The organism is Haladaptatus sp. AB618 (genome assembly GCF_024136965.1).
Classification (GTDB): Archaea; Halobacteriota; Halobacteria; order Halobacteriales; family Haladaptataceae; genus Haladaptatus.
On the sequence record NZ_JAMYJX010000002.1, the window covers coordinates 23181 to 39051 of the forward strand.

Below are 15871 nucleotides of genomic sequence, written 5' to 3' on the forward strand. Positions count from 1 at the left end.
GATCGTTATCTTGATCTCCCGGGAACGCCAGTACATAGCTGATCGTAGGAGATGAACCCCTGACCATGCAAGACGAACGACGGGACTGGCGGGCGGTGTTCTGGGACATCGGCGGCGTCATCCTCGATACGGCGTCCGTCCGACGTGCACACGAGGAGTTCGTCGGAACCATCGTCGCGCGGCGTTCGAGTGACGAATCTGTCGAGGATGCCATCGAACGCTGGCGAACCGCCGTCGGTGAGCACTTTCGGGAGCGCGACGGAACGGCGTTCCAGAGCGCGCGAACCGCCTACGACCGTGCCGTGGACGAAATCACGGGAGAGGAGATTCCCGAGGACGAGTGGCGTCCCGTCTTCGAGCGCGTGATGGCCGAAACGCTGCGACCCAATCCCGGTGCCGTCGAGACGGTCGAGCGACTGGCGGCGACGGACCTCCACGTCGGCGTCATCAGCGACGTGGACACCGAGGAAGGCGTCCGAATTTTGGAGACGTTCGGCGTGCTGAACCAGTTCGATTCCATAACGACTTCCGAGATGGTCGGCCGAACGAAACCCGATCGACGGATGTTCGAGACGGCACTGGACGCCGCGAACGTTCCGGCGAGCGACGCGCTCATGATCGGCGACCGGTACGACCACGACATCGCCGGGTCGTCGGCGGTCGGCATGACGACCGTCGCGTACGGGGCGGACGACGGGCCGGAAACCGACTACGCCATCGACGACTTACGGGAAATCCTCTCGATCGTCGGTGTCGAGTCGAAAAGCGAAGAGTCGAACGGAGTCGATTGACAATTACCCGTCGTACCGAACCAGATGCTCGACTTCGCTCGGGTCGAGGTCCGAAAACGCGTCCCGCGCGATGACCCGCTTGTGGACTTCGTCCGCGCCGTCCACGATGCGGAACTGGCGGACGCTCTCGTAGAAATCCGCGAGCGGGAGGTCCTTTCCGATGCCGTTGCCACCACAGATTTGGACGGCCGTGTCGATGGCATCCTGAACGACGTTCGCGGCGTACACCTTGCTCATCGACACCGCGATACGGGCCTCCTCGCCCGCCGCGATCTGCCCGGCGGCGTGACGGACCATCGTCCGAACCGCGTGGAGTCGGGTCTCGATTTCGGCGATTTCGAACCGGATCGCCTGCTTGTCCGAGAGCGGGCCGTCGAAGGCCTGCCGCTCGTCGGCGTAGGCTTTGGCGATGTCGAGGGCACGCTCGGCCATGCCTGAATAGCGCATACAGTGGGTCAACCGCGCCGGACCGAGTCGCTGTTGGGCGATGGCGAACCCGGCGTTCTCCTCGCCCAGCAGGTTCTCCTCCGGGATTCGAACGTTCTCGTATTTGATCTCCGCGTGGCTCATGCCGGTGACGCCGCCGCCGACGTGCGGGATGTCGCGCACGACTTCGACGCCGGGGGTGTCGGACGGAACGAGGAAGATGGAACACCCCTCGTAGGGGTGGGCGTCCGTGTCGGTCAACGCCATCACGAGGAGGACGTCGGCCTCGCTCCCCTGTGTCGTCCACCACTTGTGGCCGTTTATGACCCACTCGTCGCCGTCCTGCTCCGCGGTCGTCCTGAGCATCTTCGGGTCCGAACCGGCACCCGGGTTCGGTTCGGTCATCGAGAAGCCGGATTTGGCGTCGCCCGCGACCAGCGGGTCGAGCCAGTTCTCCTTCTGCTCGTCCGTTCCCACCAGTTCGAGGGTGTGCATGTTGCCCTCGTCCGGGGCGTCCACGCGGATGGCACCGGGGCCGAGGAGGCTCCGCCCGGCCGCCTCGAAGACGGGGAGCATCTCGTGGAACTCCATTCCCAATCCGCCGTGTTCTTCCGGAATCTGGGGTGCGTACACGTCGTACTCCTTCGCTTGTTCGCGGAGTTGGCGCATGGTGTCGTCGGAAACGGGTTCCCCGCCGAGATGTTCGCGCTCGACGGGAATCACCTCGTCTCGGACGAACGTCCGGACGCGTTCGGCGACGTCTCGCCCTCGTTTCGGGTCGTCGTACTCCATATCCACAACGGCGATTCAACAGTGTAAAAGTATTTCCCTCGTTTCGTTACCCTCGTAAGTTCTATACCGGGCATCCACGTACAATCGAGTGACCACGAGGCCGATGTGGCCGTCCGCCGCGTGTCCGTCACGCGGTGCACCGAACGCCGTCATACGGTCGAGCGGGCGGACGGTCGGACGGACGTGCGGACGTGCGGACGACCACAACATGAGCCAATTGCGGACTGGAGGACTACCGATGACCAACGAAAATGGGGATTACTTCGAACGACTCGTCGATACGAACGCGCTCCGGACGTATCTGGAAGAACAGTTGGGCAACGCCGAGGGGTACGACGTCTCCCACCACGCGGAGGGCCACTCCAACGAGACGCTGTTCGTGGCGTGGGGTGACCGAGAACTGGTGATTCGGCGACCGCCACCCGGTGAGACTGCCGAGACGGCCCACGACGTGCTTCGGGAGTACCGGGTGATGGACGCGCTTCAGGACACGGCCGTTCCGGTTCCGACGACCGTGCTGGCCTGCGAGGACCACTCGGTCATCGGCAGCGACTTCTACGTGATGGACCGAGTCGAGGGCGACGTGCTCCGGGACGAGGAGCCACCGCGCTTCCGAACCCCGAACGCGCGACGGACAATCGGCGAGGAACTCGCGGACACGCTCGCGGCGATTCACAGGCTCGACTACGAGGCGGTCGGTTTGGGCGAGTTCGGCTATCCGTCCGGCTACACGGAACGGCAGGTCGAACGGTGGACCAAGCAACTCGACTGGGCGTTCGAACGAACGACCGAGGAGCGGGCCGTCCCGGAACTGGAGACGGTCGGCGATTGGCTGGCCGACAACTGTCCCGACGAACACGAGCACACACTGGTGCACGGCGATTACAAACTCGACAACGTGATGTACGGGCCGGAGACGCCGCCGGAAATCGTCGGCGTCTTCGACTGGGAGATGGCGACGCTCGGCGACCCGCTGGCCGACCTCGGGTGGATGCTGTCGTACTGGCGCGACCCCGGCGACCCCGAACCGGCGACGCCGGAACTGGTTTCGACGTTCATGGAGGCCGACGAGTACCCCACTCGAAAGGAACTCGTGGAGCGCTACGAGGACGCGGCGGGTATCGAGTACGAGAACGACCGATTCTATCGGGCGCTCGCGGTGTACAAACTCGCCGCACTGGGCGAGATGTTCTACCGGCGATTCCTCGAAGGCAACAGCGACGACCCGATGTACCCGCAGATGGAGGAGCGGGTCCCTGACCTCGCGCGACGCGCGGCGGGTATCATCGACGGCGACGAGCCGCTGTAACCCCGAAACTTTCCAAAATTCCATAGAACCAGTTTCACAACACCGATAGTTGCTCAGACCGACGTTTTACCTTACAGAGATAAACCGTCGCGGTGGAGTTAAGATGGCAGGGATGAAACCCATCTCGTATGCCAGACACGGATATTCGACGGGTGACTGTGCTCGGTGCCGGGAACATGGGTCACGGAATCACGGAAGTCGCCGCCATCGCCGGGTACGACGTCACCATGCGCGACGTCGAGGAGGAGTTCGTCACGAACGGGTACGAGAACATCGAGTGGAGTCTGGAGAAGTTGGCCGAGAAGGGCTTCATCGACGAGTCGGCCGAGGACGTTCTCGCACGCGTCGATACGGCGGTCGATCTGGAATCGGCGGTGGCCGACGCCGACCTCGTCATCGAGGCGGTGCCCGAGCGGATGGACCTCAAGCGGGAGGTGTTCATCGACCTCGACGAGTTCGCTCCCGAGGACGCCTTGCTGGCGTCGAACACGTCCAGCCTGAGCGTTACGGAGATGGCCGGTGTCACCTCCAGACCGGAGGACGTGGTCGGCATGCACTTTTTCAACCCGCCGGTGAAGATGGACTTGGTCGAAATCATCTACGGCGAGCGAACGAGCGACGGGACGGCGGAGGCGGCGTACGAGTTCGCCGAATCCATCGGCAAGACGCCGATCTACGTCCGGAAGGACGTTCGCGGGTTCGTCGTCAACACCGTCCTCGGTCCGTTCGGGGACGAACCCGCATGGATGGTGTCGAACGGCGAGGCGACGATACGCGAGGTGGACGCCGCGATGGTCCACCAGCGGGGTTACCCGATGGGACCGTTCGAACTCATGGACCTGACCGGCATCGACGTGGGCTATCACGTCCGCAACGAGTCGGGGCGGGAGATTCCGCCCATCATGGCCGAGAAGGTCGAGAACGAGGAACTGGGACAGAAGACGGGGAAGGGGTATTACGACTACGAAGACGGAGAGGGAGTCAACTACGAACCCGGCGACGGCGACGGGTTCGACACCCTGCGGATCGAGGCCCGGATGGTCAACGAGGCGGCGCGACTCGTCGGGGAGGGCGTCGCCCGACCCGACGAAATCGACACCGGCGTCCGTCTCGGACTCGGGTTCCCCGAAGGAATCTGCCGACGCGCGGACAAAATCGGTCTCGACACCGTTCTGGACAAACTCGAATCCCTGTATCAGGAGACCGGCGAGGCGAGGTTCGAACCGGACGACTATCTCGTCGAACTGGTCGAAGCCGGAAAAACCGGCGAGAAAGCAGGCGAAGGATTCCACGAGTATTCGACCAGCGGCGACGGGCCGGGTACCTACCAGTTACTGAACTACGTCCTCTCCGACGATGGTCTGCTCGAAATCGAACTGAACCGGCCGGAGCGCCTGAACGCCCTTTCGGCCGATTTGCTCGGGGAGATCGACGACCTGCTCAAATCGGTCGATACCGACGACGTGCGGTGTGTCACGTTCGAAGGCGCTGGCGACCGAGCGTTCAGCGCCGGAGCCGACATCGGCGGGTTCGCGGACGCCACGCCCACGGACTTCATGGACGTGACGCCGACGTTCGAGACGGTCAACGAGTTCGAGCGTCCCACCATTGCGAAGGTGGACGGCTACTGCCTCGGTGCCGGGTTGGAACTCGCACTCGCCTGCGACATGCGGATCGCCACGGAGAAATCGGAGTTCGGTTCCCCCGAGATTCGTCTCGGACTCATTCCCGGCGGCGGCGGCACCCAGAGACTCATCAGACTGCTCGGCGAGACGCGTGCCAAGGAACTCGTGTTCCGGGGCAACCGCATCGACGCCGACCGCGCCGAGGACTGGGGGCTCATCAACCGTTCCGTGCCCGACGGGGAGTTCGATTCGGTCGTTGCCGAGTTCGTGGACGACCTGCTCGAAGGGCCGCCAATCGGCCTGAAGGTGGCGAAGAAGGTGATGAACGAAGGTGCCGACGCGAGCCTCGACGCCGCGCTGGCCATGGAGAGTCAGGGCTTCGGCCTGCTCATGAGCACCGACGACGTGCGCGAGGGAACCGCCGCGTTCGGCGAGGACCGCGACCCCGAGTTCACGGGGGAGTAGCCGTGACGATTCCGTTCGAGGAACTGGAGGTCGGAAAACGGCTGACGACACCCACGCGCACCATCACCGAGGCCGACGTCGTCAACTTCGCGGGCGTGAGCGGCGACTTCAACCCGCTTCACACCAGCAAAACGGAGATGGAGGAATCGGACTTCGGGGAGCGAATCGCCCACGGCGCGCTCGTGTTTTCGGTCATGACCGGCCTCACGCGGCGCATCGTCCACGAACGCGCGGAGACGGTGGCGTTCTACGGCGTGGACCGACTCCGCTTTCGAGCGCCCGTCTTCTTCGGCGATACGGTTCACGTCACGTTGGAACTGATCGAGAAGGAAGCGCGCGACCATCCGACCGGGAACGGCGTCGTCCGATACGAGGCCGAGGTGCTGAACCAGCGCGAAGAGGTCGTGCTGTCGTGCGAACTCCTCTCGCTGGTGCGGTAGCCGGTTCTCCCGTTATTTTTTGTACTCGTCGTCCAGTCCCTCGAATATCTCGGGGTCGGTGCGGAACTTGAGCACGTTGTGCACTACCGAGTTGCGGATGTTGTCGATCACGTCCCCGTGTTTCTTGTAGAACTCGTGAATCCACTGTGACTCCGCTTGCCGGTTGGGGAACATCATCACCGTCTTCCACTGGTACTCGCCGTCCGAGAGGAAGTAAAACAGCGTGTTGGGGTCGTCGCGGATGTACTCCATCGCGGCGCGCCAGCTATCCGCGAAGTGTTCCGGGTTGAACTTGAACTCGAACAGGCCGAAGATGTAGTACTCCTCGTTGGGGATGATGGCCTCCCGGAACACGCCCTCGTTCCGCATCTCGCGGATGGACTCGCTCACGGTGACGTGTGACACTTCGATGTCGTACTCGTCCGCGAGAATGGTCGTCAACTCCCGCGATGACAGCTGTGGGTCGCGTGTCAGTTCCCGCAGAATGGCGATGTCCCGCTCCTTGAACTCCCAGTTCGGTGATTCCGTCTCGTCGGTCATACTGTTCCTTCCGGAGAACGGGTTATCAGGGTTCTCCTTCGAGAGGCGCGAAAACGAGAATCATCGTGGGTTATGTTCGTTTCGAATACTCACAGACCGAGGCGGTCGGCGCGCGGGAGCGAGGGTACGAGCGGCCCGCGAGGAGTCGGTTGGGGAGGGTGTGGTGCGGAGGCGGGTACGGTTGCGGTCTCATTGACGTCTGTAACTGCTCGCATCATCATTGCAACTACTGGCGTGACGACCTCGAAAGCCCCCGCCCGCTCGCGGTCGCTCAGCGACATCTCGCCTCGGCATAACCGCCTGCCTCGGCGAGAGGGGTCACTGAGACGACCAGGCGGTGCGCGAACGGGCGGCCCCTTTCAATCCACCGTCAGAGCAAGCTCTGACGAGCCCTCGTTCACTGCGTCACCGGCGCTTTGCGCCGGCTTCCAGCGGGACCGGAGGTCCCGCCCGGTTCACGAGGACACCCAAACGACAGTACCGCAACCGTCCACACACCTCCCCAGCCGATTCCCTCCACTCGTTGCACTCGTTCCGCTCATCCCTCGCACGCTGTCAGCACAGCCCTGCGGACGAAGTGTCCGCAGAACTGTGCCAGCGCGCGCCACGGCGGCTCAACGACATAGCCCAATTCGGCAGTTGATTCCCCGCGAACCCCCACTTTTCGAAAAATCTCGGCCCCGCAGTCCTAGAACAGGTCGTCGGAGATGATGTTCTTCTGAATTTCGCTGGTGCCCTCGTAGATTTTCGTGATGCGGGCGTCGCGGTAGTAGCGCTCGACGGGATGGTCGGTGACGTAGCCAGCGCCGCCGTGGACCTGGATGGCGTCGTCGGCGACGTCGACGGCGTGCTCGCTGGCGAACAGTTTGGCCATGCTCGCAAAGCGGGTTGCGCGGCGGTCGTCGCCCTCCTCGACGTGCGAGGCGGCGCGGTAGGTCAGCGACCGTGCGGCTTCCACGTCCGTCGCCATGTCGGCGACCTTGTGCCCGATGGCCTGATAATCCTTGATGAGGTTCCCGCCCTGCTCGCGCTCGCTGGCGTAGTCGATGGACTGATCCACGGCGGCCTGCGCGACGCCCACGGCCTGCGAGGCGACGCTCACGCGACCGGACGCGAAGAAGTTCATCAGTTGGTAGAAGCCCTTGTCCTCCTCGCCGATGACGTTCTCGGTGGGGACGCGCACGTCGTCGAGGACGATTTCCGCGAGGTCCGAGGCGCGGATGCCGAGTTTGTTGTCGATTTTCGTCGGCTTGAACCCGTCTGTATCCGTCGGGACGAGGATGGCGCTGATGCCGCGGTGCGGCGGTTCGGCGTCGGGGTCCGTCTTGGCCATGACGACGGCCACGTCCGCGACGGTGCCGTTCGTGATCCACATCTTGTTGCCGTTGATGACGTACTCGTCGCCGTCCGTCTCCGCGACCGTCTCGATCCCGGCGACGTTCGACCCGTGGCCCGGCTCCGAGATGCAGCTACAGCACGCCGATTGGCCGTTGGCGATTCGGGGGAGCCACTCCTCTTTCATCCACTCGTCGCCGAACTTCCGGATCATGTTGGACCCGAATCCGCGACTGCCGATGGCGCTCCCGATACCCGCGTCGGCCCGCCACAGTTCCTCGGTGACGATGATTGACGAGAGGGTGTCCATCCCCGCGCCGCCGTACTCCACGGGAATACCCGGGGCGAGCAAGTCGAGCTCCGCCGCCTTCTCGATGAGCTCCTCGGGATACTTCTTCTCCTCGTCGTGCTCCCGCGCGACGGGCGCTATCTCCTCCTCGCCGAACTCGCGCACCGCCTCGCGTATCGCACGCTGCTCGTCTGACAGTCGAAATGACATACCCGGATTTAGGATTCCAATGAAAAGAATCTTCGGCATCTAACCAACCGTTGGTAACAACTGGTCGAAATTCGCGTACAGTCATCTCCAACTCCGTCCATACCCTCCATTCCGTTACCGACTGCTCCTACCCCGGCCGTTTTTCTGGACTCGACAGTTTGATTCCGTGCGAAACGGTAGTATGGGGGGAAATGAGTGAGAATCCCGAGGGGGCGATGGTCGGGCGGGAACTCGAACGGCGGGAAGATCCGGCGCTCGTGACCGGGCGAGCGACGTACACCGACGACCTGCACGCACCCGGAATGGCGTATCTCGCCTTCGTGCGGAGTCGCTACGGCCACGCGACCGTCGAGGACATCGACACCAGTGATGCCGAGGCCACGGATGGCGTTCTGGGGGTCTACACGTGGGAGGACATCGAACACTCGGACACCCCGGGAACCATTCCCGTCGAGACCGGGTTTCTCGACAACGAGATTCCGGGTCACCCGATACTCGCCGACGGGAGAGTGCGGTATCACGGCCAGCCGGTCGCCGCCGTGGTCGCCGAGGACCGCTACGTCGCCACGGACGCCGCGGACGCCGTGAATGTTGATTACGACCGTCTCGACGCCGTGACGGATCCGATCGAGGCGACTGCGGAGGGTGCGCCCGAGATTTTCGAGGGCGTCCCGAACAACGTCGTGACCGTCACGGACATGGGCGATGCGGACGCCACCGCGGGAGCGTTCGAGGACGCCGACCACACCGTCGAAATCGAACTGGAGAACAACCGCCTCATCGCCAACGCGATGGAGCCGCGAGCGGCGCTCGCGGAGTACGACGACGTCGAGGAGTCGCTGACCGTGACGATGACGAGTCAGTCACCGCACGGCCATCGAGGCAAGCTCTCGGACACGCTCGGCATCCCCGAGAATCGAATCCGCGTCGTCGCACCGAGCGTCGGCGGCGGCTTCGGACACAAGGGACACCACCATCCCGGCGAAGCCGTCGCGGCGTGGTGTTCCCGCGAACTCGAAATTCCGGTGAAGTGGACCGCCACGCGCTCTGAGAACTATCTCGCCGGTGCCCACGGCCGAGACCACCGAACGACGGCCGAACTGGCGTTCGACGACGACGGCACGATTCGGGGTCTCAAGGCCGAAACCCACGCCGGACTCGGAGGCTACGGACTCGGCGTCAGCCCCGCGCTTCCGGGCTGGTACGGCCGCCTGCTGGCCAGCCAGTACGACATCCCCGCCATCCACTGCCGGACTCACAGCGTCCTGACGAACACGGCCCCCGTCCACTCCTACCGCGGTGCTGGCCGTCCGGAAGCCATCTACGTCACCGAGCGACTCGTGGACCGCGCCGCGCGGGAACTGGACATCGACCCCGCCGAGTTCAGACGCCACAACCAGATTCCGCCCGACGCGTTCCCCCACGAAACCGCCGTCGGCGCGAACTACGACAGCGGCGACTACGCAACCGCACTAAACGAAGCGCTCGACGCCGTGGGGTACGACGAACTCCGCACACGGCAGGAGGACGGAAACGGACGGGTGGACGGAAACGGACGGGTGGACGGGAGGAAGCGAGACGACGGCCGCTACCTCGGTATCGGCCTCGCCTGCTTCGTCGAATCGACCGGCGGCGGGTTCGAGAGCGGTGTCGTCCGCGTCCACCCCGACGGCGGCGTGACGGTCTACGCGGGAACGCATTCCCACGGCCAGGGCCACGGGACGACCTACGCCCAGATAGTCACCGACGAACTCGGCGTTCCCTACGACGATATCGACGTGGTGGAGGGCGACACGGACCGCATCCCGACCGGAACGGGGACTTTCGGCAGTCGGAGCACGATTGCCGGTGGAAACGCCGTCGCCGAGAGCGCGGGTGAAGTCGCTGACAAGGCCCGACGCATCGCCGCCGACCGGTTGGAGGCGGCTCCCGAGGATATCGCACAGGAGGACGGCGAGTTCCGCGTCGTCGGTGCGCCCGACCGCGCCGTCGCGTTCGAACAGGTCGCGAGCGCGGCCTACAGCCGTCAGCTTCCGCCGGACGAATCGGCCGGGTTGGAGTCCACGACGTTCTACGACCAGGACGGGACGGCCTACGCCTTCGGCTGTCACGCCGCCGTGGTCGCGGTGGACCCCGAGTCGGGTGAAATCGAGGTCGAACGCTACGTCGCCGTGGACGACTGCGGCGAGCAAATCAACCCCCGAATCGTGGAAGGGCAAGTCCACGGCGGGGTGGCACAGGGCATCGGACAAGCGCTCTACGAGCAAGCCGTGTACGACGATGCCGGAACGCTCGTCACCGGGTCGATGCAGGATTACGCGATTCCGAAAATCCAGCAGATTCCGACGATGGAGACCCGGAGCACCGTCACGCCGAGTCCGACCAACCCCCTCGGCGTGAAGGGAATCGGCGAGGCCGGGACCATCGCCGCACCCCCGGCGCTCGTCAACGCGGTTCTGGATGCACTTGCGCCGTTCGGCGTGGAGAGCATCGACATGCCGCTGACCGAGGAAACCGTCTGGCGCGCGATTCGGGAATCGACTAACTAGTTGTCCCGTGGACGAGTCGAGCGTCTTCACTGCCCGGTGACGAGTGAGGATTATCGTCGTCGAGTGACAACAGGACACATGACCGTCCTTGTCGAGATTCTATTGACGTCCCCCGAACTCCCTCTCGTGGAGCTCGCCGGGAGCCTTCCGAGCCGTGAAATCGGCCTCGTTCAGATATTTCCGTTCGAAGATGGAGGAGATATGCTGACGCTCACGGTCGACGACGAGTCATACGAGACGTTCGAATCCGAACTTCCTCGACAAAGGGGGGTAACGGAGGTGACCGAACTCGGAGCGACGGCCGACGGATGGCTGTTCAAAGTAACTCTCGACGCTGACGCCTCCCCATCGAGGATGTTCGAACACGGGAAGTTCGAAACTGCACTCATGCGTTCGACGATTACCACCGACGGGTGGCGAGAACGTAAGGTGTTTTTGAACTACGATGAGTTCAACGCGTTCCGCAAAAGTTGTAATTCCGAGAACATTTCCACGAAGCTCGTTACGATCTCCGCTGAGCCGGGTCGCACGGACGAAGGCACTCAACCGGGACTTACCGAGAGACAGTACGAAGCACTCGTGTGTGCGTTCTCACGCGGGTATTACGAATCACCGCGTCGGGTCTCGACGGCAACCATCGGCGAGGATTTGGGAATCTCCGCGGCGTCGGTGTCCGAACTCCTCCGTCGAGCCGAACGACAACTCGTCAGCCAGACGGTCGATGTTCGATCGCATTTAAACACCCGTACCGACTAGCGTCCCGTCTTTTGCCGCCGGAACCGTCCGTCTACTCGATGACTACAGAGACAGAGACGACGGCCAATGAACGGAGTACGACGCGGTTCGATGGCGCAGTGAGGAGGTGGTACCGTGTCTAACGAACAGGAACCCATCGGTTCCGGCTTCGATGCGACGTCAACCGCCGAGGAAGTCATCGATGGTATCGATCTCACCGGAAAGGTTGCGGTCGTGACCGGTGGGTATTCGGGCATCGGTTTGGAAACGGTACGGGTGCTTCGTTCCGCCGGCGCGAAAGTCATCGTACCCGCGCGGAATCAGGAGAAGGCCACCGACGCACTCGCGGATATCGACGTAACCATCGAGCGGATGGATCTTCTCTCCCCGGAGTCAATCGACGGGTTCGTCCAGCGCTTTCTGTCCACCGGAGAGCCGCTACATATCTTAGTCAACAATGCCGGGATTATGGCGCTCCCGGAACTCGAACGCGATGCACGCGGATACGAACTTCATTTCGCAACGAATCACCTCGGCCACTTCCAACTCGCGACCGGACTGTCCCCGGCCTTGCGCCGAGCGGAGGGCGCGAGAGTTGTTTCCGTCTCGTCGCTCGGTCACCGCTACTCACCGGTCGTGTTCGAGGACGTGAACTTCGAACATCGACCCTACGACAAGTGGGCGGCGTACGGACAATCGAAGACCGCTAACATCCTCTTTGCAGTCGGCTTCGACGACCGGTTCAAAGGGGATTCGATACGGGCGTTCTCGCTTCATCCGGGCAGCATCGTCGACACCGGCCTCGACAGACACGTCTCGCGTGATGAGTTGATCGAGGGGGGCATCCTCGATGCCGACGGAACGCCGATCCTCGACCCGGAACAGCAGCTCAAGACGGTTGAACAGGGTGCCGCGACGAGCGTCTGGTGCGCCACCAGTCCCGACCTCGAAGGGAAAGGTGGCCTGTATTGTGAGAACGCCGACGTCGCCAGCGTCATGCGACGGGAACCGGACGACTCGACGATGTCCGACTCGTCCCAGTTGACCGGTGTACTGCCTTACGCGATAGACGCCGATTCGGCGGACCGTCTCTGGTCACTGAGCGAGGAAATGCTCGGTCGGTACTCGTGAAGGAGCGGCTACTATTCACCGTCCGGACCCTTCACTCGGACCCGCTGAACCGTCGCCGGACGGACCCGTTGAGGTCGTACGTCGAGATCAGCATCTCGACCAGCCGTGACTTCTGCGGTTGTCATCGAACGTTTCGCAGGTCGCCCTTCGTATCTACATCCAGCAGAACCCCCGGATCGCCGGTTTCGATCAGTGCGGAGTGCTCGCCGTCGAGCAGGATCTCACGCCCGCCGATATCCCCTGAAACGTCTTCGAGGGCATCGAAGTGGATGGAATCGAAGAGGACGGGGTTGCCGCGTCGGCCGTCGAATGCGGCGGCGAGGGCGTCCCCGGAACCTGCACGATACGCTGAAACGAGGCGGTTGATGCTCCGGGATTGGACGTGTGGCATGTCGCCGAGCGCGAAGACGATGGCGTCGTACTCTCGCCCCCATTCGACGCCCGCCCGGACGGACGTGGCCTGGCCGCGTTCCGCGTCGGGATTTTCGATGATCGGAAGGTCGAACCCGTCGAGCGCGTCCCGAACCCCGTCGGCGTTTCCGCCGATGACGGCGGCGACGGCGTCGAGTTCGCTCGCGTAGCGGAGGCTTCGCGCGGCGTGTCGAACCAGCGGGTCGTCGTCGAGCGAGGCCAGGAGTTTGTCCGACTCGCCGAAGCGCGAACTGCTACCGGCGGCCAGCAAGACGCCCGCGACGGACGCGTCCGGACGGCTGGATCCCGAATCCTCGTCCTCGTCCGGCCCGTTGAACGGCGGCCGAATTATCGGGAGCGTCACGTCACGACCTCCGTCGGGACGAATCGAACCGTCTCCCCGACGTCGAGCGACTCTCGCACCCGGAGGTAGCCGTCCATTTCCAGCACGCGGGCACAGTCGGCGAGAATGCGCGGCGAGAATCGCTCGCCGTAGATCGGAACCGACGAGTCGGCGTGCCCGAGCGGGACGAGTTCGTCGCCTCGGTGTTCGACGGGTACGACGAACTCGGCTTCACGGTCCGGAACCGCGAGGTCACACCCGAGTCGTGCGCGTTCGGTCGGTTCGGCGGTTTCCGCGGTGAGAAGCGCTCGGCAGACGGAAATCGCGCTGAGGAACGCGGCGACCGGTTTGCCGGGGAGAGCCACCGCGACGGCGTCGTGGTCGGGAAGGGTGACCACGCGGACGTGGCTCCCGGGGCGAGCGTCGATGCCGTCTACGACGATTTCCCCGAGGTCGGCGAGCGCACTGCGAACGTGGTCCCGTGCGCCGCCGCCGGTGCCGCCGCTCGTCAGAAGCACGTCGGACGCGGCGGCGTGTTCCGCGATGGTGTCCCGAACCGCGTCCGGTTCGTCGGGTACTGGAGCGACGACCTGACGTTCGTGGCCCCACGACGCCACGAGGTTGGCGAGCATCGGCGAATCTCGGTCGGGTTGGCGACCCTCCACAAGTTCGGTGCCGGTGCCCAGGATGCGGACGGAGAACGGTTCGCGGACGGGAACGTCCGCGACGCCGATGTCCGCGAGTAGACCGGAGTCGGGCGGGGTCAGTCGATCGCCAGCGGAGAACAGGGTCTCGTCTCTCTTCGCGGTCGTCCCGCGGCGGAAGACGTTCCGTCCGGGTTCGACGGATGGACCGGAGAGTGTGGTCTCGCCGTTCTCCTCTTCCAGTTCGGCTCGTTCGCGTTCCAGAACCGCATCGGCACGGTCGGGAAGCGACGCGCCGGTGGCGATTCGGATCGCTTCGCCCGTCTCGATTTTTGGTGGTTCGCCCTCCGCACCGATGTCGCCGACGACGCGGAGGGGATAGCCATCAGCGGCGGCGAACGCGTACCCGTCCATCGTCGCCCGGTCGTGTGGTGGAACGTCGGCGGACGCGACGATGGCTTCCGTGAGGACACGGTCGGTAACTTCTGCCGGGGGGACCTGATTCGTCACCCCCTCTTCGAGAAGCGTTGCACGCGTCCCTATCGTCCGGTCGAGCGCTGTTCGTCGTGAAACCCGGTTCGTCACGGAGAACTGTACGGGCGGAGAAATGAAAGTTATTCCCCATCCGTAACCGGGATTGGTCGCCGAATTCGGGAAAAGCCTTATTGTCTATTCCATAATGATTACATGTGATAGATGATTCCAAGAATCACGACGGCGGGAGGACGGTGAGTTCGCGTGGAGTTCAGTGACACGTTCGAGATCGCGGACACCACCCGCGAGGAGGCGTGGCTGGCGCTCTCCGACCCGGTAATGATAAAAGAGGCACTGCCGGGCTGTCAATTCCTCGTGCGCGTCGATGACGAGGACGTTGACTTCGACGAGCTCCGCGAGCAGGTGTCGGACGACGACCCACCGACACTCCCCGAGGCGGACACCGAGGAAATCGCCGAACGGGCGTTCGAGGAGGGAGCACACTACGCGGCGCTGATGGAGATTGGCGTCGGCAGCGTCAAACCCTCCTTCGAGACGGTCGTCACCATCACCGATCGGGAGTTCGGCCACATGTCGGCCGAGGGTGAGGGTGAGGCCAGTAACTCCTCGTTCGAACTCGAAGCGGGGATGCAGTTGGAGGAAACCGAGAACGGCGTCGCCGTCGATTGGCAGGCCCAAACCGACGTGTTCGGGCGTGTCGCGCAGATGGGCCAGCGCGTCATCAATCCGGTGGCGAACCGCGTCGTCAACCGGTTCTTCGGCAACATCGAGGACCAGCTACGGGACGTCGAAACCGACGACAGCGGCGGAATCACGGACAAAATCAGGGATCTGCTATGACGGAACACGACATCACAATCACGGTAAACGGCGAGGAAAAGGACCTCACGGTCGAATCACGAACATTGCTCGTCCACGCACTCCGGGACGAGTTGGGATACACGGGACCGAACGTCGGGTGTGAGAGCAGCACCTGCGGGGCGTGTACGGTGCACCTCGACGGCGACGCCGTCAAATCCTGTACCGTCCTCGCGGTGCAGGCCGACGGATGCGACGTAACGACGGTCGAGGGGTTGGCCGACGGTCCGGCACTCAACCCCGTTCAGGAGAGTTTTCAGGAGGAACACGGCCTGCAGTGTGGCTACTGTACGCCGGGCATGATAATGACGGCCCAGCAGTTCCTCGAAGAGAACCCCGACCCCTCGCGGGAGGAAATCCGTGAGGCGCTGGAAGGTAACCTCTGTCGGTGTACCGGTTATCAGAACATCGTCAACGCCGTCGAATCCGCCGCCGAGAAGATGCGGGCCGAGGGTGCCACCACCGCTGCGGAGGGGGACTGAG

The 15871-nt window shown here is 63.7% G+C and carries 15 protein-coding genes; 9 read left to right on the top strand and 6 right to left on the bottom strand.

The genetic code is table 11. The features are described from left to right. Window positions 1-65: 65 nt before the first annotated feature. Entirely contained in the window at window positions 66-791 is a 726-nt protein-coding gene (locus NKF26_RS06875) for an HAD family hydrolase (RefSeq protein WP_253228970.1), read from the top strand. A gap of 3 nt (window positions 792-794) precedes the next feature. Here the strand turns inward: NKF26_RS06875 and NKF26_RS06880 are convergent, their stop codons facing one another. Next, complete coding sequence (locus NKF26_RS06880; RefSeq protein WP_253228969.1) at window positions 795-2009, bottom strand: acyl-CoA dehydrogenase family protein; 1215 nt, start codon at window positions 2007-2009, stop codon at window positions 795-797. A 238-nt stretch (window positions 2010-2247) separates the two neighbouring features. Between NKF26_RS06880 and NKF26_RS06885 the strand changes: the two genes are divergently transcribed. The 3 genes from NKF26_RS06885 (at window position 2248) to NKF26_RS06895 (ending at window position 5848) form a co-directional block, all read left to right on the top strand. Continuing rightward, window positions 2248-3318, top strand: a complete 1071-nt coding sequence (locus tag NKF26_RS06885; RefSeq protein ID WP_253228968.1) for a phosphotransferase family protein — start codon at window positions 2248-2250, stop codon at window positions 3316-3318. A gap of 128 nt (window positions 3319-3446) precedes the next feature. Then, on the top strand, window positions 3447-5408 hold the full coding sequence (locus NKF26_RS06890) for a 3-hydroxyacyl-CoA dehydrogenase/enoyl-CoA hydratase family protein (protein ID WP_253228967.1): 1962 nt from the start codon (window positions 3447-3449) through the stop codon (window positions 5406-5408). A gap of 2 nt (window positions 5409-5410) precedes the next feature. Then, on the top strand, window positions 5411-5848 hold the full coding sequence (locus tag NKF26_RS06895) for a MaoC/PaaZ C-terminal domain-containing protein (protein ID WP_253228966.1): 438 nt from the start codon (window positions 5411-5413) through the stop codon (window positions 5846-5848). 12 nt (window positions 5849-5860) lie between these two features. Here the strand turns inward: NKF26_RS06895 and NKF26_RS06900 are convergent, their stop codons facing one another. The 3 genes from NKF26_RS06900 to NKF26_RS06910 all read right to left on the bottom strand — a co-directional run bounded on the left by NKF26_RS06900 (window position 5861) and on the right by NKF26_RS06910 (window position 8222). Then, window positions 5861-6388 carry an Lrp/AsnC family transcriptional regulator gene (locus tag NKF26_RS06900; RefSeq protein WP_253228965.1) on the bottom strand — a complete coding sequence of 176 codons (528 nt, stop codon included), beginning with the start codon at window positions 6386-6388 and terminating at the stop codon, window positions 5861-5863. 89 nt (window positions 6389-6477) lie between these two features. After that, window positions 6478-6669 (bottom strand): hypothetical protein, encoded by a 192-nt coding sequence (locus NKF26_RS06905; RefSeq protein WP_253234120.1) that lies wholly within the window; start codon window positions 6667-6669, stop codon window positions 6478-6480. A 407-nt stretch (window positions 6670-7076) separates the two neighbouring features. Then, window positions 7077-8222 carry an acyl-CoA dehydrogenase family protein gene (locus NKF26_RS06910; RefSeq protein ID WP_253228963.1) on the bottom strand — a complete coding sequence of 382 codons (1146 nt, stop codon included), beginning with the start codon at window positions 8220-8222 and terminating at the stop codon, window positions 7077-7079. 191 nt (window positions 8223-8413) lie between these two features. Here NKF26_RS06910 and NKF26_RS06915 point away from each other — a divergent pair, with 191 nt between their 5' ends. From NKF26_RS06915 to NKF26_RS06925, 3 genes are all read left to right on the top strand, one after another. Then, a complete protein-coding gene (locus NKF26_RS06915) occupies window positions 8414-10771 on the top strand; it encodes a xanthine dehydrogenase family protein molybdopterin-binding subunit (protein ID WP_253234121.1) in 2358 nt (785 codons plus the stop codon). 78 nt (window positions 10772-10849) lie between these two features. Further along, window positions 10850-11527: a helix-turn-helix domain-containing protein gene (locus NKF26_RS06920; protein ID WP_253234122.1), complete on the top strand. Its 678-nt coding sequence runs from the start codon at window positions 10850-10852 to the stop codon at window positions 11525-11527. Between the two features lie 114 nt (window positions 11528-11641). Next, window positions 11642-12637, top strand: coding sequence for an oxidoreductase (locus tag NKF26_RS06925; protein WP_253234123.1), 996 nt, complete (start codon window positions 11642-11644; stop codon window positions 12635-12637). Between the two features lie 121 nt (window positions 12638-12758). Here NKF26_RS06925 and NKF26_RS06930 read toward each other — a convergent pair whose 3' ends face one another. Beyond that, window positions 12759-13412 (bottom strand): NTP transferase domain-containing protein, encoded by a 654-nt coding sequence (locus NKF26_RS06930; protein WP_253234124.1) that lies wholly within the window; start codon window positions 13410-13412, stop codon window positions 12759-12761. Beyond that, window positions 13409-14620, bottom strand: coding sequence for a molybdopterin-binding protein (locus NKF26_RS24355; RefSeq protein ID WP_253234125.1), 1212 nt, complete (start codon window positions 14618-14620; stop codon window positions 13409-13411). The genes NKF26_RS06930 and NKF26_RS24355 overlap by 4 nt, the downstream gene beginning before the upstream one ends. A 153-nt stretch (window positions 14621-14773) precedes the next feature. Between NKF26_RS24355 and NKF26_RS06940 the strand changes: the two genes are divergently transcribed. Both NKF26_RS06940 and NKF26_RS06945 read left to right on the top strand, forming a co-directional pair. Next, entirely contained in the window at window positions 14774-15370 is a 597-nt protein-coding gene (locus NKF26_RS06940) for an SRPBCC domain-containing protein (RefSeq protein WP_253228959.1), read from the top strand. Further along, on the top strand, window positions 15367-15870 hold the full coding sequence (locus tag NKF26_RS06945; protein ID WP_253228958.1) for a (2Fe-2S)-binding protein: 504 nt from the start codon (window positions 15367-15369) through the stop codon (window positions 15868-15870). Before NKF26_RS06940 ends, NKF26_RS06945 begins: the two co-directional genes overlap by 4 nt. The last annotated feature ends 1 nt before the right edge of the window (window position 15871 follow it).